Source organism: Annamia dubia NIES-4383 (genome assembly GCF_055394725.1).
Genome location: NZ_AP025630.1, coordinates 565,413 through 591,181, shown reverse-complemented (window position 1 = coordinate 591,181; position 25,769 = coordinate 565,413). Strand labels below are relative to the sequence as shown.

Genomic DNA, 25,769 nt, shown 5'->3' with positions numbered 1-25,769 from the left:
GTAATCAATTGTATAGTTTTGTAAACTTAATCAAAATTTAAACTTTTATGGTCTGGTTTTTTAAATCGAAACGAAAAAAACAAATTGCAAGAATTGAAATTAACGGTGCGATCGCCTCTGATACCCGCAAACAAGTTTTAAAAGCTTTAAAAGAGGTGGAGGAAAAGGAGTTTCCCGCTTTATTGTTGCGGATTGACTCCCCCGGAGGCACGGTAGGCGACTCCCAAGAAATTTATGAAGCCTTGAAAAAGTTAAGGGAAAAGGTCAAAATTGTGGCTAGTTTTGGCAATATTTCCGCTTCTGGGGGCGTTTATATTGGCATGGGGGCGCAACACATTGTGGCCAATCCGGGTACAATTACGGGTAGTATTGGGGTTATTTTACGGGGTAATAATTTAGAGCGTTTATTAGATAAAATTGGCGTATCTTTTAAGGTGATAAAATCTGGCCCTTATAAGGATATTTTGTCATTTGATCGAGAATTAACCCCACAAGAAGAAGAAATTTTACAAAATATGATTGATAATAGTTATCAACAATTTGTGGAAACCGTGGCCGAGGGTAGAAAGTTAGCAGTTGAAGAAGTGAAAAAATTTGCTGACGGGCGCATTTTTACCGGACAACAGGCTTTAGAATTAGGAGTAGTAGATCGCTTAGGTACGGAAGAAGATGCTCGGCGGTGGTTAGCTGAAATGGTTAAATTAAATCCTGATAAAACGGAATGTTACACCATTGAAGAACCTAAACCTTTTATTCAAAGATTTTTATCTCGAAATATTCTTAATATTTCTTCATTGAATCAAACGATTAATTGGGTACAATTTGAATTAGAAACTAATGGTCAACCTTTATGGTTATATCGAAATTAGTTATTGGTTATGAGTTGAATGAGCATTAAGGCTAAAGCCTGATGCTACAAAAACAAAGTCTGCCTACGCAGACAGACTTTGTCTATATAGCCAAACCCTGACGGGTTTGGGGCAATAATGTTATCAATTATTTTCAAGGAGGGAATTTGCAAAGTGACTTGGAAAGTTAGAGCAATAAGAGGGGCAACAACGGCACAAACTAATAGTATACAGGCGATCGAGGAATCGGTCAAACAATTATTAGATGAAATTGAAGCGCGCAATGATCTTGATCCTGAAGAAGTAGTGAGCGTTATTTTTACCGCTACGGCTGATCTTGATGCCATTTTTCCGGCGGCGATCGCTCGTCAACGCCCCCACTGGGAAAATGTGCCTTTATTAGATGTACAACAAATGGCTGTGGAAAACAGTTTAAAACGCTGTATTAGAGTCTTAATTCATGTTAATACACCTAAACCTCAAATTGAAATGTATCATTGTTATTTAAACGGAGCAAAAAATTTACGGCCTGACTGGAATTTAGCACAGGTAGCCACTCCCCTAACTTCCGCTTTATCCCATCGTTATTAAATTTGTTCTTAAATTTTAACTATCAAATTTAACTATTAAAAATTGTTATTTTTAAAATTTAACTATTTATGAAGTTTAGCCAAATTGTTGACAAAATTAAACCTTTAATTACTGATCATAGTTTAAATTACCATCATTTTGATCCAGAAATTATCAAAGTTACACCCATCGAAAAAACCGAACAAGATACGATTAGTTATATTGAAGGAGATAAGTTTGCTAATAAAATTAATGATACTGTGGCCATTGCTTTAATTTTACCTAATAATAAAAATCTACAAAAAGAAGCAGATAAAAGAAAGATCGCATGGTTAGCGGGGGAAAATCCTCGCTTACTTTTTGCTCAAGTAATAGCTTTATTTTATCAACCTTTTCGCCCTCAACCTTCACGCCATCCCAGTGCAATTATTGATCCTAGTGCCATTTTAGGAGAGGAAATATATATTGGTGCGAATGTAGTGATTGAAAAAAATGTAGTCATTGGCGATCATACTTGTATTATGCCCAATGTGGTGATCTATCCTGATGTGAAAATCGGTAAACATAGCCTTTTACATAGTAATTGTACTATCCATGAGCGAAGCCACATCGGTGATCATTGTGTGATCCATAGTGGGGCGGTGATCGGGGCTGAGGGTTTTGGTTTTGTACCCACAGCCCAAGGCTGGTATAAAATGGAACAGTCAGGCTATGTCATTTTAGAGGATGGGGTGGAAATAGGCTGTAATAGTGCGGTTGATCGCCCTTCCGTTGGCACGACTCACATCGGGAAAAATACAAAATTAGATAATATGGTACATATCGCCCATAGTTGTCAGATCGGGCAAAATTGTGCCATGGCCGGCCAAGTTGGCATTGCTGGGGGGGTGACAGTGGGTAATAATGTAATTTTAGCAGGTCAAGTGGGAATTGCGAATCAAGCTATAATAGGAGATGGAGCGATCGCTTCGGCTAAAACGGGTATTCATCATAATGTGGGGAAAGGTGAGGTGATCTCAGGCTATCCGGCTATGCCCCATCATCTTTATTTAAAAGCTTCGGCTATTTATAAGCGTTTACCTGAAATCTACCAAAATATTAAGAAATTAACTAAATTATTACCGTAAAATATCAGTTATAACTCCCTTTCTTAAAACGATTAGGTGCAAATAATAGAAAGATTTAATAACTTAATTCTGATTTAATTATAAAAAAAGGAGAATAAAAAATGAAAACCTCATTAATTTTAACGAGTATAATATTAAGTTTAAATATTTTTTATCCATTAAAACAGACAAACGCTCAAATCTTATATAGACCTCAACGCACAATTCCGGGGGTAAGTAGTGACTGTTTAAATTATATGATGATGGAGGGGGGACAATATGTGTGCTTAAGTTATAGTCAGGGTTCAACTACTACCCCCCCCATGCCTTCAGCCCCCCCCGTGCCTTCAACTACTTCAACTCCAGAAATACCACCTAAGACTGATGATCAAAATTCATTGCCCGTTGGGGTGCAAACAATGCCAACGGAAATTAACTCCGTTAATGAGACTCAAACGATGCCTCCTAGTGAAACGATCGCCCCTTCCCAACAAAATATAACACCAAGCACACCACCAGTTAATTTATTAAATTAAGTTTGATTGACAAGAGTTTATTTGTTGATTATTGTAAATAATAGTTTATTGAATGAAATGGCATGGGGTTTTTAAACAAGCTATTTAATCCCTCAAAAGAAAAACCACAATCTAAAGAAATTTCCTTTAAAGGGGAGTTATTAGATCAGCGTATTTATCGTGAACATGGGCGACAAATTTGGTTTAGCACTGAGCGCGAAATTGATGTCTATGAATTAGAGGAGTTATGCGATCGAGTAGGCTGGGCGCGCCGTCCGATCCATAAGGTTAAAAAGGCACTAAAATTTAGTTTTTTAGTGGTTTGTATGTGGGAGGTGCGTGGTAGTCATCGCCGTTTAATTGGTTTTGCTCGTGCTACCTCGGATCATGCTTTTAATGCTACGATCTGGGATGTGGTGGTAGATCCGCACTATCAAAAAAAAGGTTTAGGTAAAGCGATGATGCAATTTATGATCAAAAAGTTGCGTAAATTAGATATTTGTAATATTACCCTTTTTGCCGATCCCCATGTGGTTAATTTTTATCAAAATTTAGGTTTTATTCTTGATCCTGAAGGCATCAAAGGGATGTTTTATTATGATAATTAATTCTTTAAAAATTAACAATTAACTTGATCAAAATAACTAGGGGTGAACGGCCGTTCACCTCTAGTTATTTTTATTGGTATTAATTAATAATTGGCTGTTTTAAAGGTAAAATAATTTTAAGCCAAGCTCCTTTTGTTTCGGGATGATTTTGAGCATTAATTATACCTTGATGGGCCTGAATAATATTTTGAGTGATCGCTAAACCTAAACCACTTCCTTGAGTAATTAAAGCTTGATCTTGACTTAAATTAGATTGTCTTTGACGGGAAGTATCCCCACGATATAACCTTTCAAAAATATAGGGTAAATCTTCTGTTTTGAAGCCTTCTCCTGAATCAATTATATTAATTTCTACACTATCATTTTCACTAATTAAGCTATGATTATTAATTAATAATTTAACAATTCCCTGTTTTAGACTATGCTTAATACTGTTATCAAATAAATTAATAAATACTTGAGTTAAACGATTATGATCCCCTTCTAATTCAATTTTTTCTAATCCTGAAATCTCTATTTTTATTTCTTTTTGATCGGCGATCGGTTTAATACTTTTCCAAACAGAATCAATTAATTCCCTTAATTCTATCATTTCAAAATGAAGATTTTGACTTGGATTTTCGCTAATTTGACTTATTTCTAACCATTCTTGGGCTAATTGAATTAAACGAGTTATTTCTTTTAACATTTGTTTAACCCAATCTTGATCGGGGGGTGTTAATCTTTTTTCTAAGGTTTCTGCTACTAAATAAATTGCCGTTAATGGTGTGCGCAACTCATGGGTTAAATCAGAAATTGCGCGATCGCGCGATCGAGATAGATCCACTAAAGGTTGTTGACTAATTAAAAAAACCCCCACCTGTTGCTCCGTTAATGGAAAACTAATTGCCTTTAAAGCTAAAGAATTAAGCTCTTTTTTTTCCTGTATTGGTTCAAAATTAGTAGTATAATAAACCCATTCTATCTCCTGTTTTTTTTGAGTTTTACGAGTATTTTCGATTAATTGATCTAACTCATAAGAGCGAACTAACTCTAATAATAAACGAATTTGTCCAGATTTCCAACGATTAATATTTAATAATTCTTTAGCCTGATGATTACAATATAATAATTGATTTTCTTGATCTACTTGTAAATAGCCGATCGGCGCAAAATTGACTAAATCCTCCCATTCTTGAATTTCTTGATTGAGAGTGGCTTTATCTTGATGAAGTTGACTTAATTCTCGACGTAAAAGTGATAAACTCGATAAAGAGGGAATTTCATCTTGATGAGAGGGAAAAGACACTAATATTTGTTTAAGTCTTTGATTAAAATAATTTTGTCGCCAAATCAAAATGCTAATCCCGAATAATAAACCAAAGAGGAATGAAATAAGATCCATTTTTTATAAAAAAAATATAAATTAAAATATTAAAAAAATTTTTTGAGTTAATACTTTTATTTTAGATGATACCTATTAAAACTTAGCAAAAATGAGGTAATTAAATGTTAACAAAATTTGGAGTCATTGGCGATATTCACTGTGAATCAATTTTATTAGAAATAACTGTTAATTTTTTTAAAGAAAATAATCTTAATCATATTTTAACAGTGGGTGATATTGTTGATGGGCAAGGTGATGTTAATTTATGTTGTGAAATTTTACAAAAATTTCAGGTTATTGCCGTTAAAGGAAATCATGAAAGATGGTTTTTTGAGAATCATTTAAGACACCTAAAAAATGCGACTCAATTAACAGAAGTTAATCCTAATTCTTATGAATATTTAGCTAATTTACCAGCGACTAAAGTATTGAATACCCCCCAAGGTTTATTATTATTATGTCATGGTTTGGATCGGGATGATATGATTAAATTAAATCCTGATGATTGTGGTTTTGCAATTGAATCAAATTTATCTTTACAAAATTTAATTACATCTCAAAAATATAAATATGTAATTAATGGCCATACCCATTTAAGAATGGTTAAAAAATATGGGAATTTAACAATTATTAATGCCGGAAGTTTAAAAATAAAAACTAATTATCATCGTAAACCATGTTTTTTAGTTGTTGATTTAATTAATCAAATAGTAGAATTTTACGAATTTAAACAGGAAGATCACAAACAGGTTTTTTTAGCAGAAAAGGTTAAATTTTAATAAGTAATTATTAATTTTGATTTAATAATTAACTCTACTTAAAAATAGATGATTGAAAATAGGGAAAAATTATTAGATTTTTCCCCTTTTTTCTTTTTTCATTACTTGGGCAAAAAGTCTATTCTCAATCATCTATTGACAATAAAGGTAAACGATTGCCCCTAAAAATTTCTTCACTCATTTTACCCCATTCAATTAAATTATCTTCAAGTTGATTAAACATCCCTATACTTATTAAAAAAGGTAAAGTGATCAAACTTAAACTAAAATCAGATGCAAAACAATTTTGTTGATTAAAATTACCTTGATCTTTAGGTGATTCCTGAACAAAATTAAACATAAATTAACCCCCTTTTCATAATTTTAAATTGTCAATTTTGAATTTATAATTAAAATAATACTTGTAGTCTGATCAAAATTAGATTAAAGTATTCTTAAAATATTACGCTAACTTCTGACGGTATGTTGAAACAGACTCAACGCCCCACAACATCTAATCCATCCGAATCACTCAGCCCTAAAAAGTGGGTGATCCAAACCATGCAAAAGGCGGTAGGGGAATCAGCCAAAATTCGTTTACAAGTTCGTTTACGGGGTAATAATTTACACTTATTATGTGAAACTGCCACCCCCACACAACCTGACACCATTTTACCCCATTTAATTGCAGGGATTAAAAAAAGTTTTAAACTTGATCCCCATCATTTTTCCCTGCTTAATCATCATTTTTCCCCCCCTATTTATCAGATCGTAGTCTATGGTAAAGTTTTTACCCAGAAAAAACATGATTGGGTTAAAACAATTCACATTAACCATCCTAATCCTCTTAAACAAGCGTCCACCTCAGAGGTAGAAGCGATCGCCGGAGCAATTATTTCCTATAAAACTTTAGCCCAGTCTGGCTCAACCGAAGCGATCGCCCGTTATCTGAGTCATCAATTTAGCTATTTAGGAGTCAGTATTAAAGTTAGGCGAGAGAAATTACCTCTTAAACAGCAAAAAGAAGAAGCTCAATATAGGCTCAAAGTTATTTGTGAGTGTAATTATAGTCCCGAACCGACCCTACTGGCTGAACCCATCACCCAAGAATTAAGAAAATTAGAGTTACATGGTTTTACTGAAGGGCTTATTTACGCCCAAGTTTTGGGAGAAAATGAGCCAGATTGGACTTTAAAAATTGACCTAACCCATCCCGATTTAATGCTGAAAGAATGGGCAAATTGGGGAGATGGAGAATCAATGATTAGACTTTTAAATAAAGAATTAAAAGATAAAAAAATAACTATTCAAGGCGAATTAAAAGCAAAAACACTCCATTTATTTTGTTATCATGCCTCAAAAGAAAGTCCAGATCAAAAAAATACTGTCAAAGAAATTACCGATTATTTAGATAATATTTCCCCCCAAGGAATAGAGGCAGTTAGTATTTATGGGATTAGACCAATTAAACAAAAACAGATTTCAATAGAGTTTAATCAGCAAAAACAAAAACCAGTTTGGATTGAATGGTATAAATTACCCGCATCTTTTAGCGATGAATTAAAGAAAACACCATCAGAATTAGCTCAGGAAGACAACTTAGATGCTCTGAATTTTTTAATAAATCGGGCTTTAAATCATAATTTAGACAGACGTTTAAAAACTGGGGGCATTCGCATTCAACTTAAACAGAAAAACGATCTACTGCACATTTTAGCGGAAGCAGTGGTTTGCCCCGCACAAAGTCAGGTTTTACCTCTCCTCGGAAAATTATTCCGTAATTTAACCATTTCGGGAGTCAGGGGGATCCGCATTTACGGGCGCAGATCCGGTCAAATTAACTCCCTTTGGCATGAAAATATTGATTTTATTAAGAGAAAATCATCTAATCATGAGTTATTACCAGAATTTACTAACAATTATTATTTAGATATATCACCAGAATTTTTAGAGGATAATTCTCCTTCAACGGAAAAAAGCAATCAAAATAACCGCCAATTAATAACTAAATTAAATTATTTACAAAAATTAAGTTTAAAAATTCAATATTTATTAGCCAAATCAGGCCTATTTATTACTAATAATACTAATGATTTTCAAGTCTCTTATGCAATAGATCAAAAGGAATTAGAAGCCTACAAAGGATTAAAAGTCGCTACGGTTTGGGGCATTTTAGGTATTTTATTAACCTTACAATTAGATTGGGTTTTAGGGCGTACAATTCCCATTCAAATTGAAAGTAAAAAACCCGATCTAACTATTACTAAAGCAACAACTGAAACGATTAATCAAAATATTAATTTACCTGAATTATCCTTACAAAAATCAGATTGGAAAAGTGCAAACTCCGCAGAAAAAAATAGTTTTACCCAGATGGGATCCACAGAAATTATTGCAGAAGTAGAAACAAGAGATCAAGAGCGATCGCAACAGTCAGTCAGCGAAATTTTAGCAACTTATAAAAAGAAAAATCCTCAATTTAACAATCCATTTTTAGAAGAAAAATTAGCCCTTTATCAACATCGAATTGAAAATGAAGGTGTAGCAGATATTATTATTATTGGAAGCTCAAGAGCCATGCGTGGAGTGGATCCATATGCTTTACAAATAGCATTAAAACAAAAAGGTTATGGTAACTTAAATATCTTTAATTTTGGAGTTAATGGAGCAACAGTAAAAATAGTTGATTTAATTTTAAGACAATTATTAACCCCTGAAGATTTACCAAAAATTGTCATTTTTGCTGATGGTGCGAGGGCTTTTAATAGTGGAAGAAATGACACCACTTATCAAATGATTGAAAAATCAGAAGGTTATCAACAATTATTAGCGGGAATATTTCCTCCCGTGAAAGAAAATAACATCAATAATTCAGCTAATTCTAATTTAATTAAACCTAGCTTTTCCCAACAATATCAAGCCGTAGATCAATGGTTAAATAATAATATATCTAAACTATCTTCAGCATATACCCACCGAGATGAAATTAAAACTAATTTTAGGGATCAATTTGTTAAATTTTTTAAATTTATTGATCTACCTAAAATCAAAAATAAACACAATTCAAATACAAAAGAAAATGGACAAATAGTAACACCAAATGGAATAGATTATGATGGATTTTTCCCCTTATCTATTAAATTTAATCCTAATACTTATTATCAAGATCATCCCTTAGTAATGGGTGCTTATGATAGTGATTATCATAACTTTAATTTAGAAGGAGAACAACATGAAAGTTTATTAAGTTTAATTAATTATTTACAACAACATAATGTTCAAATAGTCTTTATAAATCAACCTTTAACTGATAATTATTTAGATCCAATTAGAAGTAAATATGAACAAGAATTTAATATTTATCTGCAAAAAATTAGTGAAAAATATCCCCTAGTAGTTAAAAATTTTGTAAATAGAAAATCATGGCAAAAAGAATATAATCTATTTTCAGATCCCAGTCATTTAAACCGTTATGGAGCTTATCAAGTAGCTCAAGAATTAGCGATCGATCCGTTAATTAATTGGGGAATTTTTAAAACAGTTAATCAAAAATAGTCATTAATTATTAGTAATCTTATCTTTTAATTTTTCGTTGCTAAATTAACTATTTAACTTTTTGAATTAATGTTTTGAATTAATGTTTTGAATTAATGGAGCTAAGGAGATTCGAACTCCTGACCCCTGCAATGCCATTGCAGTGCTCTACCAACTGAGCTATAACCCCTTTTTATTTTTTCATTAATCTATAATGCCTTAGATCCCTTCATTTCGTCAAGTGTTTTTTCAAAAAATTTTAAATTTTTTTTAAATTTAATTTAGGCAATTTCTAAAACCCTGTTCTGATCAAGGTTTTCAGGGGTGATCCCGTAAATAATTTTTAAGTCTTCGGGGAGTGACTGCTCTAATAAAATTTGTCCTTTTTCTAATTTTTGTTTAACTTCCGCCGGAGTGCAAAGTTGCCCCTCTGCCTGAAGATAGGCGGCGATGCGGGTTTCACTCCAATGGTAATTTTCTGACATAATTAACATTAAACGTAGATCCGGCGCTATTAACTCTAATGCCTGTTCTAAATAACACCATAACGGCGGTGGAGCTTCATTTAAGTTATAATTAATGGCCTCTACGGGCGGTAAATCAAATTGATTGAGACATAAGGCCGTCATATTGATTAACCAATTTTGAAAAGAGCTTGTTTCTCCTTCATCTTCTGGCGGTAAGACTAAGCCCCTCATTTCATAAAAGATATGTCTCCATGTTAAGCCAAAAAGATAGTCCGCTTGTACTGGTGATCTGGCACTATGGGAGATCAGGGTATAAACGATCGGGCTATAACGACAAACAATCGTGATAAAATATTTACTTTGCTCTGGGTATCTTTGAAAAAGGGTTAATAAATCTCGATCGCTATAGTGAAACAGCGATTTGACTAAACGGTGATTGGCTTCTGGAAAATGAGGGATTCGCATTTTTATAAATCAGTTTCTTAACTATTTTTCAGATAATCAGATTTTAGTTTATCTAACTATCAAATATTATTACAATACAATAACTTATTATTACCTAATTATTAATGACCATGATCAATTTTAATTTTACCTATTATTTTAGCTCATTTTTACCCTCTTTACCCTTAGATAGTTTATTTTCTACCCAAGGCATCATGGTGATGCTTTTAATGGCTTATGCGGGGGCAATGTGGATGTTTTTAAGTAGCGCCCCTAAAGTTTATACTATTATGGTTTCCGATCTTAACATTGCTAAGGGTTTTTATGAGGGGTTATTAAATTTACCTGTGGCGGATATTCCTTTACATTATTATTACAATTATGAACAAACTTTAGGTTTAGGAGCGATCGATCCTAACTATCTGGCGGCTAACCCGATGGTATCTAACCCAAGGGGCTTACAGGGCAATGAGGGTTTATGGTATCAATTAAAGAAAAATTCCCAATTACATATTATCGCAGGGGCGAATTTAGGGGAAAAAAATCAACAGCGTCATGTCTGTTTTGATGACAAATGTTTAGGTGATATTTTATTAAGAATACAAGCTAGACGTTTAAAATATAAAGTTAGAAGTAATCGGCCGCTTAATTTTTTAGTTAAAGATCTTGACGATCGAGTTATTGAAATGGCAGTAGTTAATAATTAGTTATTTGTTATTTGTTATAAAATTATTACAAGCCCCAAACCCTCCCAGACTATTACACAGCCTGTGCAGACAGGCTTGGTTTTTATAGCATAAGGCTTTAGCCTTAATGAAATATTATTCGATCAAACTTACATTTTTAAAATTAAAATTAAATGAATATTATTAACAAAAAAAAAGAAAATGATTGGGGTTTATTCTTAAAATTACTCCCCTATGCCCGTCAAAATTTAATCGGTTTAATTCTCTCATTTGTCTTATTAATTCCTATTTCTATTACTGGGGCTATTCAACCTTTAATTATAGGGGAAGCAGTCTCTTTATTACAAAAAGAAAAAACATGGAGTTTTTTACAAAATTTATCTTTAGATCAGGGTTTAAATGTATTAGTAATTATTTTAAGTGGTAGTATTATTACTCGCTTAATTTTCCTCTCTTTACAAGGTTATATTGTGCAAAAAGTAGGCCAAGAAATTACAACTGGTATCCGTCAAGATCTATTTAATCATATTACGGCCTTAGCTTCTAGTTTTTTCGATCGCACTCCTGTCGGGCGTTTAGTTACCCGTATTACCAATGATGTGGAGGCTTTAGGGGATGTTTTCGCCACAGGAGCGATCGGTATTATTAACGATGTTGTTTATATAATTGTGATTTTAATAACCATTTTTTCCCTACAATGGAAATTAGCATTAATGTTAGTTTTAATGTTAATTCCGGTGAGCAGTTTAATTATTTATTTTCAACATCAATACCGTAAAGCTAACTATATTTCAAGGGATGAATTATCAAAATTAAATTCAATGTTACAGGAAAATGTAACAGGTATTAATATTGTTCAATTATTTAGACGAGAACAATTTAATGCGGAACTTTTTAGAAAAGTTAATCATAGTTATCAACAAGAAGTTAACAAAACAATTTTTCATGATTCTGCCATATCTTCTACTTTAGAATGGATTTCTTTAATAGCAATCGCCGGAGTATTATGGTTAGGTGGAAACTATGTTTTAAATGATAGTTTAACCTTTGGTACATTATCAGCATTTATCTTATATTCCCAAAGATTATTTAATCCCCTAAGACAATTTGCCGATAAATTTACCATGTTTCAATCAGGTTTTACGGCCATAGAAAGAATCAATGAATTAATGAATGAACCTATTGAAATTCAAGATAGAAAAGAGACAATTTCCTTAGATGAATTAGAAAAAAATAGCAATATTGAATTAAAAATAGTGCAAAATCAAGATGGTTTTTATTATGCCAAAAATCAGCCCATTAAACAAGGAGAAATTATCTTTGATCATGTGTGGTTTGCTTATAAAAATGATGAGTATGTTTTAAAAGATTTAAACTTTACAATTCCCGCCGGCCAAAAAGTTGCTTTAGTCGGGCCAACTGGGGCAGGAAAAAGCTCAATTATTAGACTCTTATGCCGTCTATATGAGCCAACACAAGGTAGAATCTTAATAGATGGAGTGGATATTAGAGATTTATCTCAAACAGATTTAAGAAGATATGTGGGCGTAATTTTACAAGAAAGTTTTATCTTTGCAGGTGATGTTAAACGCAATATTACATTAGGGGAAAATTATAGTTTAGAGGAGATTAAAAAGGCGGCGGAAATGACAAATGTTGCTCCTTATATTGAAGCTTTACCCCAAGGTTATGATACAATTTTAAGAGAGAGAGGAACTAACTTATCAGGAGGAGAAAAACAATTATTAGCTTTTGCAAGAATTGCCATTAGAAATCCTCATGTTTTAGTATTAGATGAAGCTACCTCTAGTTTAGATGTAGTAACGGAAAAATTAATCCAAAATGCACTAGATCAGTTATTATTAGAACGTACCGCAATTATTATTGCTCATCGTTTATCTACTATTAGAAACGTAGATCAAATATTAGTGCTGAAAAAAGGAGAATTAATTGAGTCTGGCTCCCATGAAAGTTTATTAGAACAAAATGGTTTATATTCGAGTTTATATCAATTACAAAAATTAGGGAATTAAACTTAATTTAGGTATGATATTTAATAATCATTAGATTTGTTGTAATTTATTTAATTAATATTAATAGAAATGAGTGATCTTAATCTGATTCGTATTCGTGGGGCGAGACAACATAATTTAAAAAATGTTGATTTAGATCTTCCTAGAAATCAATTAATTGTGTTTACTGGAGTATCAGGAAGTGGTAAATCTTCTTTGGCTTTTGATACCATTTTTGCCGAAGGACAAAGGCGTTATGTTGAGTCTTTAAGTGCCTATGCTCGTCAATTTTTAGGACAGTTAGATAAGCCCGATGTTGACTTTATAGAAGGCTTAAGCCCCGCTATTTCTATTGATCAAAAATCAACTTCTCATAATCCTAGATCAACGGTGGGAACTGTTACGGAAATCTATGATTATTTTCGATTATTATTCGGCCGTGCGGGAAGCCCCCATTGCCCCATTTGTGATCAAAATATTGAGCCTCAAACGGTGGATCAAATGTGCGATCGCATCATGGAATTACCTGATAAAACTAAATTTAATTTACTTGCGCCCGTTATTAGGGGGAAAAAAGGTACACATAAAAAGTTACTTTCAAGTTTAGCAAGTGAGGGTTTTGTCAGGGTAAAAATTAACGGTGAAATTAGGGAATTATCTGATAATATTGAATTAAATAAAAATCATAATCATGATATAGAAATAGTTGTAGATAGATTAATTAAAAAAGCAGGAATTGAGGAAAGATTAGTTGACTCATTAACAACTTGTTTAAAACATTCAGAAGGTTTAGTAATAGTAGATATTCTATCAGAAAATAGTGAAAATATTACCTTTTCTGAAAAATTTGCTTGTCCCGATCATGGGGCAGTCATGGAAGAATTATCACCCCGTTTATTTTCTTTTAATTCACCTTATGGGGCTTGTAGTCATTGTCATGGTTTGGGCAGTTTACGCACTTTTTCACCTGATTTAATTGTACCCGATCCTAAATTAAAATTAGGTAATGCGATCGCCCCTTGGAATGATGGAGATAAGAGTTATTATTTAGGTTTATTAGAAGGTTTAGGAGATGTTTTGAATTTTACAGTTAATACTCCTTGGTATGAGTTAAATTTTGCCCAAAAAGAAGCAATTTTATATGGTACAGAAGAAGAAATTTATTTTGATTTAGATACCCGTTATCGTGAAGGTGGTTATTATCGTAAATATAAAGGTGTTATTCCCATTTTAGAGAAACAATATAAGGAAACTTCCTCTGAAGTATTAAAGGAAAAATTAGAAAAATTTATGATAGATCAACCTTGCGAAGTATGCAAAGGAAAAAGATTAAAACCTGAGTCTCTTTCCGTTAGATTGGGTCAGTATAATATCATAGATTTAACCCATGTTTCTATTAAAGAATGCTTAGATAAAATTAATAATATAAAATTGACAAAACGTCAAGAATTAATAGGAGAATTAGCCTTAAAAGAGATTAAACAAAGATTACAATTTTTGTTAGATGTGGGCTTAGATTATTTAACTCTTGATCGTAGTGCCATGACTTTATCTGGAGGGGAAGCACAAAGGATCCGTTTAGCAACACAAATCGGCTCAGGTTTAACGGGTGTTTTATATGTCTTAGATGAGCCTAGCATCGGTTTACATCAAAGAGACAATCAAAGATTATTAGAAACTCTCAAAAAATTAAGGGATTTAGGTAATACTTTAATCGTAGTTGAACATGATGAAGATACAATTAAATCGGCTGATCACATTGTTGATATAGGAGTAAAAGCGGGACTGCATGGGGGAGAAATTATCTATCAAGGAAATTTTCAAGGCTTATTAAAATCTAAAAATTCTTTAACAGGTGCTTATCTTTCAGGAAAATTAAAAATAGAAACTCCCGAAGTTAGGAGAGAGGGCAACGGTAAAAATTTAATCTTAAAAGGGTGTAATAAAAACAATTTAAAAAATATAAATGTTAACCTACCATTGGGAAAATTAGTAGCTATTACCGGAGTATCAGGATCGGGTAAATCTACCCTGATCAATGATTTACTTTATCCCGCCTTACATCACCATTTAAACGGCAATTATCCCTTCCCTAAAGAGTTAAAACAACTAATAGGAATTGAACACATTGATAAAGTGATAATTATTGATCAATCACCCATTGGCCGCACCCCTCGCTCGAACCCCGCCACCTATACAAAAGCTTTTGATCCCATTAGAAATATTTTTGCAGAAACCATCGAAGCAAAAGCAAGAGGTTATCAAGCAGGACAATTTTCTTTTAATGTTAAAGGAGGACGTTGTGAAGCCTGTGGAGGGCAGGGAGTTAACGTGATCGAAATGAATTTTTTACCCGATGTTTATGTGCAGTGTGATGTGTGCAAAGGTAGCCGTTATAACAGGGAAACTTTACAAGTTAAATATAAAGGTTTTTCGATTTCAGATGTGTTAAATATGACCGTTGAAGAAGCCTTTGAACTATTCCAAAATATCCCCCAAGCATCGAAAAGATTACAGACATTAATTGATGTGGGTTTAGGTTATATTAAACTGGGACAAAATGCCACAACTTTATCAGGAGGAGAGGCACAAAGGGTTAAATTAGCAACAGAATTATCCAAAAGATCAACGGGTAAAACTTTATATTTAATTGATGAACCGACTACAGGATTATCATTTTATGACGTACATCATTTATTAAATGTTTTGCAAAGATTAGTAGATAAAGGTAATAGTATAATTGTAATTGAACATAATTTAGATGTGATTCGTTGTAGTGATTGGATTATAGATTTAGGTAAAGAAGGCGGCGATCGAGGTGGTGAAATTATTGCCGAAGGTACACCGGAAAATGTGGCTAAAAATCCCAATTCTTACACCGGAAAATATTTAAAAAAAATTCTTAATTAGTTACTTTAAATTAAAGCAATAATTTAATTAGGGGATAGGGTTTTATTGAAAATGCCATCCCCTAATATAAGCTCAACAAATTAAACTTTTTCTGTTAATTTTACACAAAATTTTTCATTTCTTGTAATTATTGATATTTAATATTTATCTTATCAAATAAATCTAATTTGTTGTTGAGAGTAGTGTGAATTTGTAAAGCTGGAGATTGGATAATAAATAAACCATCAAAAGATAAATATTCTTTTAATAAATCATTATCATTAGTTTGAATTAAAATAACTATTTTTGCTTGTTTAATTTCCTTTGCTTTTAATAAGTGAGAAATTGCCTCTATTAAACTTTCATTATCTTTTTGAACTTTAACTAAAACAGGAGTATTTTCAAATTGTTGCCCTAAAATAGCATCTATTCCCTTATTTCTTTGCACAGGATAAAAGTTTATTCCTTTTAATAAACTAAGGGCTTCTTGATCTGCATTTAGATAAGATTTTCTGCCTTTTTGTAATAACTTTGATTCAGTTTTAATTAATTCTTGTAATCTAATATTTGATAATTCTACTGCCTCAGAAGATTGATCAATTCCGATAAAATTTCTCTTTAATAATTTAGCCGCTACACAAGTTGTTCCACTGCCACAAAAAGGATCAAGAATAACATCATTTTCATCTGTTACAAGTTCAATAATTCTTTCTAATAAGAGTACAGGTTTTTGTGTTGGATAACCTACTCTTTCTTTAGCTTTAGGATTTAAAAAAGGAATTTCCCAAACATCATTTAAGGGTACACCTTTTTTCTGGTTACTATGTTTAAAATTTCCGTTTTCATCCCTTTCATAGATAGACTTATTATCTTGATTTCTCACTCTTTTTTGTAAAATTTGGTCTAAATTTGTTGTTTCGGAATAATCAGTATAAATAGTGTTAAATTTAAAATGTTGAGAATAAGAATAAAAATAAATATTTTGATGAGTTGAAAGTAAACCTTTTTTAGAATTTGACCAGCGTTTATAAGTCCAAATTATTTCTGATTGAAAATTATCTTCTCCAAAAATATCATCTAAAATTAATCTAATAATATGTTGAGCTTTTTGATCACAATGTACAAAAATCGAGCCAGTTTCACACAGTAATTCTTTCATTATTTTAATTCTTTCATAAAGAAAATTACCATAAACCTGTTCACTATGCCAAATATCATCAAAACTAAATTCTTTTGTGCGCTCTTTATTTTTAAGTTTATGAATTTTATTGCTAAAAAAAGGTGGATCAAGATAAATTAAATCCACTGAATTTTTCTTAATTAATTTCATAACTTCTAAACAGTCACCTAAATGAATTTGATTGATATATTCTTTCATTTTTTTTGATTTTCTTGAGCAATATTTTCTAATAATAATTTTAAATCAATTTCGGTACGATTTTTTACATATTCCCAAGCTTGATCACCCCAATAATATTCACCTCCAATACCTTTATAAAGAGTTTCTAATGTTTCTTGAATTTTCTTAGCTTGTTGTCTATTTGGATAATAAAACATAATTCTAACTGGTTTAAAACCTGCATCAGCAATAACTTTAATTCTCGTATGTTCTTTATTAATATGATCTCCGTCTGTTGTAGCATCACGCCATTTTATTTCGATCGCATCTGAATTAACTAAACAATCAATTTCAAAAGTTTTTGGTCTTTTTCCCATTGTATTAGGAATTTTAATAGAATCAGATTCAGGAAATTTAGATTTAAAACATAATTTAGTGGCTTCTTCAAGAAAAGAACCCGCATATTTATAAAGAAAACGGCCTTTATTTTGGTAAATATCTATCTTTTTGCCTTCTTCAATACTTACACCTAAAACTTGATAAATTAAGAAATGAGATTGATCATCTAATTTCATTTCTTCAATTCTAGCATCAATTTGTTTACTTAATTTTTTAGCATAAGTTTGAGCTAAAGTTTTTAATTGATTTTTGATTGTCATAATAAATTTTTAACTAGATTTATATTGATTATATCTCTTATTAAGAAAAAAAGGAGGTTAAGAAATTTAACCTCCCCTTTTGAATCAAAAATTTTAAATTAAAATTAAACTTTTTCTGTTAATTTTGTTAACACTTGATTCGATCTTTGCACAAAGTTTTTCAGCCCTTGCGCATCAAAGGCTTTTTGTGCCATTAATGCCAGATCATAAACATGATTACACATCATATTTACTAACTCTTGATTGGGTGAAGTTCCATCACCTTGAATGATACTTCCCTTACTTAAATTGTAAATATTTTCTACTAAAGGATGACTAATATTAATCATTAACACATGATCATCAGGAAAAGTCATTGTAGTTTGTTGTAACATAGCTGTCATTTCCTGCATCCGGCGCATAGCTTCGGGTAATAATACCATCGCAGGAGGAGTATCTTGAGCATTTTCAGTTCTCAAAGATTCAGTTTTAATGTTAACTCTGGGTTTATTCAAAGCTTTTTCAAATAACTCTTTGATCACTTCACTTTTCGTTTTATTAGTAGTAGGATCAACGATTTCTTTAGCTTTATCTTGATCTACTAAAGTTTGATCTAATTCTGAATCAACTCGACAGAATTTAACATCAGTATATTCTCTTTCTAAGAAGGGAATAAAGTAATTTGTATCAATGAAAGAATCAAAATATAATACTTCTAAACCTTGATTTTTATATAACTCGATATAAGTGGCTTGACTACCTGTATCAGTGGTATAAAATACTCGGTTTTCGTGTTTTTCTTTATTCCGTTCTAAGTATTCTTTTAAAGTGGTGTAAGGTGCTGTATCAACAGAGGTTTTAACTCCCTCTCCTTTATTTTCTTGACTAACATCATGCCAAACATCATCACCAGAGTCCACTTCAACTTTTGGCTCATTACTATTAGCTTTAATGGCCGCACCTTCAAAGGTTGTACGATAAATAATTAAGTCTTCAACTTGCTTTTTAAATTTATCATCTTTGAGTGAACCGTATTTAACAAATGTGCCAATATCTTCCCAACAACGGATATATTCAGAGCGATCTTCACTGTATAAAGATGTTAGGCGATCGCCGACTTTTTTAGAAATATAATCAGCAATTCTTCTGACTGTACGATGATTAGTTAAAGCACTACGGGACACATTTAAAGGTATATCAGTGCTATCAATAACACCCCGTAAAGGCATTAGAAAATCTGGGATTACTTCTTCACAATGATCGCTAACAAATACCTGATTACAGAATAGTTTGATCTGGCCTTTTGTTACGTCTACATCTGGTCTTAATTTGGGAAAATAAAGTATACCATCAAGGATAAAAGGATAGTCAGTTTTTAAGTGAACCCATAATAAAGGTTCTTCTTGAAAAGGATATAAATAACGGTAAAATTCGAGGTAATCTTCTTTCTTTAAATCTTGGGGAGATTGCTTCCATAATGCTTTTTCTTGGTTAATTCTTTCCCCTTCAAAACGAATTTGAACGGGCATAAAATCGGAATAAGTTTTTACTAATTGTCTAATTCTTTGACTTTCTAAATATTCCGTTTCTTCATCCATTAAGGTTAAAGTAATGGTTGTACCTCTAGTTTTGCGATCGCTGGGGGATAACTCAAACTGAGGCGATCCATCACAACTCCAATGTACTGCTTCTGCCCCTTCTTTATAGGATAAAGTATCAATTTCAACCTTAGTTGCCACCATGAAAGCAGAATAAAAACCTAAGCCAAAATGACCAATTAAATCATTAGCATTTTTACCATATTTAGTAATAAATTCTTCGGCACTAGAAAAAGCAACTTGGTTAATATATTTTTTAATTTCATCTGCTGTCATCCCGATGCCATTATCGGAAATAGACAGAGTTTTATTTTCTTTATTAACATCAATAATAATTTCGGGTTCGCCCATCTCGCCCTTTAATTCACCCGCAAGGGAAGCCATTTTAAGTTTAGAAATAGCATCAGCCCCATTAGAAATTAACTCTCTTAAGAAAATTTCATGATCGGTATAAAGAGACTTTTTAATAATGGGAAAAATATTCTCAGTATGGATCGTAATATTACCTTTTTCAAGTACAGTTGTCATAGTTTAATCTTACTTTTACAAATGAATTTTACTAATGAAATTATGTTAATATTTTGAACCATCAAGTAACATTTTGAGTCGGGCATTTACCCCCCTTTCTTGATACGGTTTTCCCTATCAGTTACTGATGTTGAAAAAATACTAGCCAAAAATACTATTATACTGTACAATGGGGATTAATAGGTCATGACTAATGACCCATATCAATGACCAATGAACAAAAGGGAATGAGATCAGCTTTTTGGCGATCGCTCGTTCCCTTTTTCCTATTTGATTAATTTTAATCTGATTTTAACTATATTTTTTTGCTCAAAAATAAATTATAAATATGAAAAACTCTTTTACTAATAATTTTATTTCAGTATTTGGCGGAATTATAGCCGCTTTAATTGTTTTAATTGGTTTTAATTCTTTTATTATTATTAATCCCGGCCAAGCAGGGGTTTTAAGTGTGTTAGGAAAGGCTCAAGATGGTGCTTTATTAGAAGGTTTACATTTTCGTCCTCCCCTTATTTCAAGTGTAGATATTTATGATGTTACGGTTCAAAAATTTGAAGTTCCGGCTCAAAGTTCTACTAAAGATTTACAAAATTTAACCGCTAGTTTTGCGATTAATTTTCGTTTAGATCCCACTCAAATTGTTGAAGTAAGAAGAACTCAAGGTACATTAGCTAACATCGTTACTAAAATTATTGCACCTCAGACTCAAGAATCTTTTAAAATTGCGGCCGCTAAAAGAACAGTTGAGGAGGCTATCACCCAAAGAGGCGAATTAAAACAAGATTTTGATGATGCCCTCAATTCTCGTTTAGAAAAGTATGGAATTATTGTGTTAGATACTAGCGTTGTTGATCTCAATTTTTCCCCCGAATTTGCTAAAGCAGTGGAAGAAAAACAGATTGCTGAACAACGGGCGCAAAGGGCTGTTTATATTGCCAGAGAAGCGGAACAAGAAGCTCAAGCTGATGTTAATAGAGCAAAAGGTAAGGCAGAAGCTCAAAGATTATTAGCGGAGACTCTGAAAGCTCAGGGTGGCGAGTTGGTACTCCAAAAAGAGGCGATCGAGGCTTGGAAGTCTGGGGGCGCACAAATGCCTAAAGTTTTAGTCACGGGAGGGCAAACTGGAAATGTGCCTTTTATTTTTAATTTAGATGATATTCAAAAATAATTAAAAAAGAATCAAAAAATCGGGGGTAAAATTGATTAACTTACCCCCAATAACTTTCCTAATCATCACAAGAAAGTTCATTTATAATTAATAAAAATTAAGTTAAAACTATTGTAATAAAAATTTAATGTCATCTCAAAAAACATCAAGTTATAAATTACTTATTCCCTATATTCGCCCTCAAATTAATACTATTATTCAGGCTTTAATTTGTACCATTGGTTTTACAATTTTTTGGCCAATTTTAGCTAGTTTAGCGGGAAAAATGGCAGAGTTTATTGGGGCTGGAAATGTACAAGAAATCATTAAATATGCAGGTATTGCGGCCATTGTTTTTTTAATTCGGGGTGCGGTACAATATGGTCAAGATACCTTAATGGCTAAGGCCGCATTAAAAATTGCTCTCAATTTAAGATGTAAAGTTTTCGCTCATTTACAAACATTAAGTTTAAATTATTTTGAAACAGCAAAAACGGGTGATCTTTCCTATCGTTTAACTGAAGATATTGACCGCATTGGAGAAGTAATTAATAAAGTTTTTCATCAATTTATCCCTAGTATTTTACAGGTAATTGTAGTAATCGGTTATATGTTTTATATCAACTGGAAATTAACCACAGCTACCTTAATTATTGCCCCTTTAATGGCAGTTTTAATTGGTTTTTTTGGGGAAAAACTATTACAATATAGTCGCAAAAGTCAAAGCAAAATTTCTAGTTTATCTTCTTTATTAACGGAAAGTTTTAGTGGTATTCGTTTAATTAAAGCTTTTGTCGCAGAGGATTATGAGTTAAATCAATTTACCCAAGAGTCAGAACAAAACCGCCGTGCTAAATTATCCACAGAAAAAGTTAAGGCTTTGCAATTTGTTGTAGTGGGTTTTTTAGAGGCCATGAGTGTCATTTTTCTATTCTTTTTAGGGGCTTGGCAAATTAATCAAGGAAGTTTAACAGGAAGTCAATTTGTGGCATACGTTGCGGCCGTTGCTTTATTAATTGATCCCATTGCAATTACTACCAGTAATTATAATGAATTTAAGCAAGGTGAAGCATCAGTTGATCGCATTTTTGAATTATTAGAATTACAACCTTTAATCATAGAAAAAAATGATGCAACTGCTTTACCACAAATCACAGGAAAGGTCGAATATCAAAATCTTTCCTTTTATTATCAGGAAGATAAGCCTATTTTTAGTAATCTTAATTTAACTGTTAATTCGGGTGAATTAATTGCTTTAGTGGGAGCGTCTGGAGCAGGTAAAACTACCTTAGTTAATCTCTTACCTCGCTTTTATGAACCAATAGCAGGAGAGGTCTTAATTGATGGTATTAATATTAAAAATGTGACCTTAAAAAGCCTCCGTCAACAAATAGGAATTGTTCCCCAAGAAACGATTTTATTTTCGGGAACTATTGCCCAAAATATTGCTTTTGGACAACAAGATTTTGACTTAAAAGAGGTAGAAAAAGCGGCAAAAATTGCCAATGCTGATTTATTTATTAACGAACTTTCACAAGGTTATTATACTTATGTGGGGGAAAGGGGAATTAATCTGTCTGGAGGGCAACGTCAACGCATTGCGATCGCACGGGCGATTTTTCTCAACCCGAGAATTTTAATCTTAGATGAGGCTACCTCAGCTTTAGACTCAGAATCAGAAGCATTAGTACAAGAGGCTTTAGAGAGGATTATGACGAACAGAACGGTGTTTGTAATTGCCCATCGTTTGGCTACGGTGCGCCGTGCTGATCGTATTTTAGTCATGGATAAAGGGGAAATTATTGAATCGGGAACACATCAACAATTATTAGATAAAAATGGACGTTATGCTCAATTTTATGCTCAACAATTTTATGATTAAGTGATTTAATTAGTATTTTTTTATGAAAAATATCTTGTGAAAATAGAAAAAACGCCATACTTTTCCAAGATACATATTTAATTAATAAATATATATTATATTAATTGATAAATAAAAATTAACTCAAAATTGCGATCTTTTTTGACCGTTTTAGATTACTATAGATTAAAGACAATGCTTTAAGCAGTAACCATCTAATTACATCAATAAAAGAGGATACATAAGTTATGTTAAATATTGCTGACATGAAAATCATTTTAACTCTTTTCTTTGTCTTAATTTATGGCATAAGCCTATTATTTTCACTACCTCAATTATTTAATAATCAAGGTGAAATTAAGATTAATTTAAGTCAAGGAGGCAATTGGTTAATTTTTCGATTTGCGTTATTAATTCCAATTATTTTAGTTCAAACTATTTAAAATTATTAGTTTTTTATCGGCAAGATAATTTAAAATTTAACTGATTATTTTAATTAGAAAACTAAAAAATGACGGAAAAATGTAATCTTAATTTAAGTCGCAGAAACTTACTTAAATTAGGGGTGGGATTAGTTGGTACAGGCACATTAACGGGCTGGATCGGCAGTAAAGTTTTAGCACAACCAATTACTGAGCCGGAAGTTTTAATTGCTGACAAGATTCAACCTACTGGCTCAAATTTAACACCTGATCAGGCTTTAGCCCAATTAATGGGCGGAAACAAGAGGTTTGTCGAGCAAAAAAGAGTTAATCCTCATCAAGATTTTATGAGGTTAAAAGAGGTTTCTGATGCTCAAACTCCCTTTGCCGCTATTCTCAGTTGTGCTGACTCCAGAGTAGTGCCTGAAATCGTTTTTGATCAAGGCATCGGCGATTTATTTGTGGTGAGAGTGGCCGGAAATATTGCCATGCTTGAGGGCATTGCCAGTGAGGAATATGGTGTTGGAGTTATTGGTGCATCTGTACTGATGGTTTTAGGGCATGAGGGTTGTGGGGCGGTTAAAGCGTCTCTGACGGGTGGAGAGTTACCGGGGGTGATCGAGTCTCTGGTTTATGGGATTAAACCTGCGGTGGATGCTTCTGAAGGGCAACCCGGCGATCATCTGACTAACGCTATTAAAGAAAATGTCAGAATACAGGTAGCCCGACTCAAAAATTCTGCGGTTATTGCCCATGCGATCGCCGAGGATAAATTAAAGTTAGTAGGTGCATACTATGATTTAGATAGTGGAGAGGTGAGTTTAGTAGATTAATCTCGCCCAAAAAATAAAAATAATTTTTATTAAATAAATATTAATTTCCCCCACTTCCTAACACAAATAAACCCAATAAAGTGCCACTATTCCAGACAGAATGAAGTAAGATTGATGCTAATAAATTTCGACTGCGACTATATACAAACCCAAGGATAATTCCTAACATTAATAGGGGCAAAACTTCCGATAAACTAAGATGTGCTAAAGCGAAGATTAAACCACTAATTAAAATTGCTCCCCATAGGGGTACATATTTAGTTAAAGATGATAATAAAAAGCCCCTAAACATAATTTCTTCAAAAAAGGGAGCGGCGATCGAAGCGGTAAAGAAAAAGATGCTTAAAGCTAATTTATCTTGTGCTTGTAAGGCTAAGAAAAGTAAATCATTACTCCCTCCTTGCCCTTGCCAAAATTGTTGATTAATTAAAGAGATAATTAAGACTAAAGGTAAGGCTACAAAATAACCTCCCAAGCCCCATAAATACCATTTGCTGTCACCTTTAAATTTAAACCAATCTGATGGTAAAGGGAAAAAAGATTGAATCGAATAATATAAAATTGATAGGCCTCCCACCGTCATTAAAAGATAGGTAACTAACACATATAAAGCATTACCTCTGATTGAAAAAGTGCTAGGATCAAGCCCTAAAAGTGAAAAAATAAAGCTTAAACCAAAGGGTAAAATTAACTGTTGAACGCTAAAAAAACCGATAATAAAAACAAACCAAATTGTTTCACCATTCCAAGGAGTTTCCCATAGTTTACCTTGATTAACTGCTAAAATTGAATTTTCTTTTTTTAGGAAAAATTGAACAATTAAAAATATAATTAAACCCAAACCCAAAAAACTACCAACCGCCGGAATAGCTGATAAAATTAATAGTTTAATGATCGCTTGTTGAGCTTTTGTTTGTTGCTTTTCTTCAAGATTAAGTAATGCCTGATTTTGATTAGTTACTTGATAATATTGATATAAAACTCGATCTTTAAACCAGCCTTTTAAATTAAGATTAATTTGAGTTAAATTTTCCTGATTAAGATTAGTTGAATTTTGCCAAATATTAATTAAAATTGGTGCTAAATTAGATTTTTCCGTTAAATTTTGCCAAATATTTAAAGCTCGATCAATTTTACCCTGTTGAGCCTCTAAAATACCTAATTTAAGATTAATTTCGTCTATAAATTGATTACTTTTATTGATTAATATTTCTAACTGTTTAACCTGACTAGAATTATTAAAAGAACTGTTTTTAATTGTATTTAATTGATTTTGATAATTATTAATCGTAATTAAAGTTGTTTCTTTAATTTTTTCATATTGTTTTTGAACATTTGTATAGGGATTTTCACCTAATAAAGTATTTAAACTTTTAGTTAAATTTTCCTGATTAATTTCATTATTATCAACTAATGTTTCAGTTTTTAATTGCGCACCTTGTAAAATAAAATTAGTTTGATATAATTCTAATTGACTTTGAATTTGCGGTTCGGTTAAACTACTTCCTAAAGATAGAAACATTTTAACCACTGCAAAAATAGTTAATAAAATTAAAATAAGTCTTTTTATCGTCATAATTTTAGTTATTTGTTATTCGTT

The 25,769-nt window shown here is 32.1% G+C and carries 21 protein-coding genes and 1 tRNA gene; 14 read left to right on the top strand and 8 right to left on the bottom strand.

Annotation, left to right across the window (positions count from 1 at the left end):
• The first annotated feature begins 47 nt into the window (after nt 1-47).
• From sppA to Anndu_RS02790, 5 genes are all read left to right on the top strand, one after another.
• Nucleotides 48-869 carry a signal peptide peptidase SppA gene (gene sppA / locus Anndu_RS02810; protein WP_464102908.1) on the top strand — a complete coding sequence of 274 codons (822 nt, stop codon included), beginning with the start codon at nt 48-50 and terminating at the stop codon, nt 867-869.
• A gap of 153 nt (nt 870-1,022) precedes the next feature.
• A complete protein-coding gene (gene aroH, locus Anndu_RS02805; protein ID WP_464102907.1) occupies nt 1,023-1,439 on the top strand; it encodes a chorismate mutase in 417 nt (138 codons plus the stop codon).
• Between the two features lie 68 nt (nt 1,440-1,507).
• On the top strand, nt 1,508-2,545 hold the full coding sequence (lpxD, locus tag Anndu_RS02800) for a UDP-3-O-(3-hydroxymyristoyl)glucosamine N-acyltransferase (RefSeq protein WP_464102906.1): 1,038 nt from the start codon (nt 1,508-1,510) through the stop codon (nt 2,543-2,545).
• Nucleotides 2,546-2,646: 101 nt separating this feature from the next.
• The gene (locus tag Anndu_RS02795) at nt 2,647-3,060 is read left to right on the top strand and encodes a hypothetical protein (RefSeq protein ID WP_464102905.1); all 414 of its coding nucleotides are present in this window, start codon (nt 2,647-2,649) and stop codon (nt 3,058-3,060) included.
• Between the two features lie 62 nt (nt 3,061-3,122).
• Nucleotides 3,123-3,647: a GNAT family N-acetyltransferase gene (locus tag Anndu_RS02790; protein ID WP_464102904.1), complete on the top strand. Its 525-nt coding sequence runs from the start codon at nt 3,123-3,125 to the stop codon at nt 3,645-3,647.
• Between the two features lie 79 nt (nt 3,648-3,726).
• Here the strand turns inward: Anndu_RS02790 and Anndu_RS02785 are convergent, their stop codons facing one another.
• On the bottom strand, nt 3,727-5,031 hold the full coding sequence (locus tag Anndu_RS02785) for a sensor histidine kinase (protein ID WP_464102903.1): 1,305 nt from the start codon (nt 5,029-5,031) through the stop codon (nt 3,727-3,729).
• A 104-nt stretch (nt 5,032-5,135) separates the two neighbouring features.
• Between Anndu_RS02785 and Anndu_RS02780 the strand changes: the two genes are divergently transcribed.
• On the top strand, nt 5,136-5,792 hold the full coding sequence (locus Anndu_RS02780) for a metallophosphoesterase family protein (RefSeq protein ID WP_464102902.1): 657 nt from the start codon (nt 5,136-5,138) through the stop codon (nt 5,790-5,792).
• Between the two features lie 124 nt (nt 5,793-5,916).
• On the opposite strand, the gene Anndu_RS02775 is transcribed toward Anndu_RS02780, so the two are convergent.
• A complete protein-coding gene (locus Anndu_RS02775; RefSeq protein WP_464102901.1) occupies nt 5,917-6,132 on the bottom strand; it encodes a hypothetical protein in 216 nt (71 codons plus the stop codon).
• A 122-nt stretch (nt 6,133-6,254) separates the two neighbouring features.
• Here Anndu_RS02775 and Anndu_RS02770 point away from each other — a divergent pair, with 122 nt between their 5' ends.
• Nucleotides 6,255-9,326, top strand: a complete 3,072-nt coding sequence (locus Anndu_RS02770; RefSeq protein WP_464102900.1) for a hypothetical protein — start codon at nt 6,255-6,257, stop codon at nt 9,324-9,326.
• A 96-nt stretch (nt 9,327-9,422) separates the two neighbouring features.
• On the opposite strand, the gene Anndu_RS02765 is transcribed toward Anndu_RS02770, so the two are convergent.
• Nucleotides 9,423-9,495: transfer RNA gene (locus tag Anndu_RS02765), tRNA-Ala, on the bottom strand.
• Nucleotides 9,496-9,586: 91 nt separating this feature from the next.
• Entirely contained in the window at nt 9,587-10,237 is a 651-nt protein-coding gene (locus tag Anndu_RS02760) for a sigma-70 family RNA polymerase sigma factor (RefSeq protein ID WP_464102899.1), read from the bottom strand.
• 110 nt (nt 10,238-10,347) lie between these two features.
• Between Anndu_RS02760 and Anndu_RS02755 the strand changes: the two genes are divergently transcribed.
• The 3 genes from Anndu_RS02755 (at nt 10,348) to uvrA (ending at nt 15,824) form a co-directional block, all read left to right on the top strand.
• On the top strand, nt 10,348-10,923 hold the full coding sequence (locus Anndu_RS02755; RefSeq protein WP_464102898.1) for a glyoxalase-like domain protein: 576 nt from the start codon (nt 10,348-10,350) through the stop codon (nt 10,921-10,923).
• 152 nt (nt 10,924-11,075) lie between these two features.
• Complete coding sequence (locus Anndu_RS02750) at nt 11,076-12,935, top strand: ABC transporter ATP-binding protein (protein ID WP_464102897.1); 1,860 nt, start codon at nt 11,076-11,078, stop codon at nt 12,933-12,935.
• A gap of 69 nt (nt 12,936-13,004) precedes the next feature.
• Nucleotides 13,005-15,824, top strand: a complete 2,820-nt coding sequence (gene uvrA, locus Anndu_RS02745) for an excinuclease ABC subunit UvrA (protein WP_464102896.1) — start codon at nt 13,005-13,007, stop codon at nt 15,822-15,824.
• A 127-nt stretch (nt 15,825-15,951) separates the two neighbouring features.
• Here the strand turns inward: uvrA and Anndu_RS02740 are convergent, their stop codons facing one another.
• From Anndu_RS02740 to htpG, 3 genes are all read right to left on the bottom strand, one after another.
• Nucleotides 15,952-17,181, bottom strand: coding sequence for a DNA methyltransferase (locus tag Anndu_RS02740; protein WP_464102895.1), 1,230 nt, complete (start codon nt 17,179-17,181; stop codon nt 15,952-15,954).
• Nucleotides 17,178-17,801, bottom strand: coding sequence for an ApaLI family restriction endonuclease (locus tag Anndu_RS02735; protein ID WP_464102894.1), 624 nt, complete (start codon nt 17,799-17,801; stop codon nt 17,178-17,180). The genes Anndu_RS02740 and Anndu_RS02735 overlap by 4 nt, the downstream gene beginning before the upstream one ends.
• A gap of 104 nt (nt 17,802-17,905) precedes the next feature.
• The gene (gene htpG, locus Anndu_RS02730; RefSeq protein ID WP_464102893.1) at nt 17,906-19,906 is read right to left on the bottom strand and encodes a molecular chaperone HtpG; all 2,001 of its coding nucleotides are present in this window, start codon (nt 19,904-19,906) and stop codon (nt 17,906-17,908) included.
• 328 nt (nt 19,907-20,234) lie between these two features.
• On the opposite strand from htpG, the gene Anndu_RS02725 reads away from it, so the two are divergent.
• The 4 genes from Anndu_RS02725 (at nt 20,235) to Anndu_RS02710 (ending at nt 24,169) form a co-directional block, all read left to right on the top strand.
• Nucleotides 20,235-21,074 (top strand): prohibitin family protein, encoded by an 840-nt coding sequence (locus Anndu_RS02725; RefSeq protein WP_464102892.1) that lies wholly within the window; start codon nt 20,235-20,237, stop codon nt 21,072-21,074.
• A 127-nt stretch (nt 21,075-21,201) separates the two neighbouring features.
• Nucleotides 21,202-22,935 carry an ABC transporter ATP-binding protein gene (locus Anndu_RS02720; RefSeq protein ID WP_464102891.1) on the top strand — a complete coding sequence of 578 codons (1,734 nt, stop codon included), beginning with the start codon at nt 21,202-21,204 and terminating at the stop codon, nt 22,933-22,935.
• 227 nt (nt 22,936-23,162) lie between these two features.
• Nucleotides 23,163-23,357 carry a hypothetical protein gene (locus tag Anndu_RS02715; protein ID WP_464102890.1) on the top strand — a complete coding sequence of 65 codons (195 nt, stop codon included), beginning with the start codon at nt 23,163-23,165 and terminating at the stop codon, nt 23,355-23,357.
• 68 nt (nt 23,358-23,425) lie between these two features.
• On the top strand, nt 23,426-24,169 hold the full coding sequence (locus Anndu_RS02710) for a carbonic anhydrase (protein WP_464102889.1): 744 nt from the start codon (nt 23,426-23,428) through the stop codon (nt 24,167-24,169).
• A 40-nt stretch (nt 24,170-24,209) separates the two neighbouring features.
• Here the strand turns inward: Anndu_RS02710 and Anndu_RS02705 are convergent, their stop codons facing one another.
• Nucleotides 24,210-25,745 carry a lysostaphin resistance A-like protein gene (locus Anndu_RS02705; protein ID WP_464102888.1) on the bottom strand — a complete coding sequence of 512 codons (1,536 nt, stop codon included), beginning with the start codon at nt 25,743-25,745 and terminating at the stop codon, nt 24,210-24,212.
• Nucleotides 25,746-25,769 lie beyond the last annotated feature (24 nt).

What these genes read in the sequence shown, in the direction of transcription:
- Anndu_RS02785 (WP_464102903.1), bottom strand. Translation starts at nt 5,031, where the DNA reads ATGGATCTTATTTCATTCCTCTTTGGTTTATTATTCGGGATTAGCATT.
- Anndu_RS02725 (WP_464102892.1), top strand. Translation starts at nt 20,235, where the DNA reads ATGAAAAACTCTTTTACTAATAATTTTATTTCAGTATTTGGCGGAATT.
- Anndu_RS02780 (WP_464102902.1), top strand. Translation starts at nt 5,136, where the DNA reads ATGTTAACAAAATTTGGAGTCATTGGCGATATTCACTGTGAATCAATT.
- lpxD (WP_464102906.1), top strand. Translation starts at nt 1,508, where the DNA reads ATGAAGTTTAGCCAAATTGTTGACAAAATTAAACCTTTAATTACTGAT.
- Anndu_RS02705 (WP_464102888.1), bottom strand. Translation starts at nt 25,745, where the DNA reads ATGACGATAAAAAGACTTATTTTAATTTTATTAACTATTTTTGCAGTG.
- Anndu_RS02770 (WP_464102900.1), top strand. Translation starts at nt 6,255, where the DNA reads ATGTTGAAACAGACTCAACGCCCCACAACATCTAATCCATCCGAATCA.
- Anndu_RS02750 (WP_464102897.1), top strand. Translation starts at nt 11,076, where the DNA reads ATGAATATTATTAACAAAAAAAAAGAAAATGATTGGGGTTTATTCTTA.
- Anndu_RS02715 (WP_464102890.1), top strand. Translation starts at nt 23,163, where the DNA reads ATGTTAAATATTGCTGACATGAAAATCATTTTAACTCTTTTCTTTGTC.
- Anndu_RS02755 (WP_464102898.1), top strand. Translation starts at nt 10,348, where the DNA reads ATGATCAATTTTAATTTTACCTATTATTTTAGCTCATTTTTACCCTCT.
- Anndu_RS02775 (WP_464102901.1), bottom strand. Translation starts at nt 6,132, where the DNA reads ATGTTTAATTTTGTTCAGGAATCACCTAAAGATCAAGGTAATTTTAAT.
- Anndu_RS02795 (WP_464102905.1), top strand. Translation starts at nt 2,647, where the DNA reads ATGAAAACCTCATTAATTTTAACGAGTATAATATTAAGTTTAAATATT.
- uvrA (WP_464102896.1), top strand. Translation starts at nt 13,005, where the DNA reads ATGAGTGATCTTAATCTGATTCGTATTCGTGGGGCGAGACAACATAAT.
- Anndu_RS02740 (WP_464102895.1), bottom strand. Translation starts at nt 17,181, where the DNA reads ATGAAAGAATATATCAATCAAATTCATTTAGGTGACTGTTTAGAAGTT.
- Anndu_RS02710 (WP_464102889.1), top strand. Translation starts at nt 23,426, where the DNA reads ATGACGGAAAAATGTAATCTTAATTTAAGTCGCAGAAACTTACTTAAA.
- htpG (WP_464102893.1), bottom strand. Translation starts at nt 19,906, where the DNA reads ATGACAACTGTACTTGAAAAAGGTAATATTACGATCCATACTGAGAAT.
- Anndu_RS02790 (WP_464102904.1), top strand. Translation starts at nt 3,123, where the DNA reads ATGGGGTTTTTAAACAAGCTATTTAATCCCTCAAAAGAAAAACCACAA.
- Anndu_RS02735 (WP_464102894.1), bottom strand. Translation starts at nt 17,801, where the DNA reads ATGACAATCAAAAATCAATTAAAAACTTTAGCTCAAACTTATGCTAAA.
- sppA (WP_464102908.1), top strand. Translation starts at nt 48, where the DNA reads ATGGTCTGGTTTTTTAAATCGAAACGAAAAAAACAAATTGCAAGAATT.
- Anndu_RS02720 (WP_464102891.1), top strand. Translation starts at nt 21,202, where the DNA reads ATGTCATCTCAAAAAACATCAAGTTATAAATTACTTATTCCCTATATT.
- Anndu_RS02760 (WP_464102899.1), bottom strand. Translation starts at nt 10,237, where the DNA reads ATGCGAATCCCTCATTTTCCAGAAGCCAATCACCGTTTAGTCAAATCG.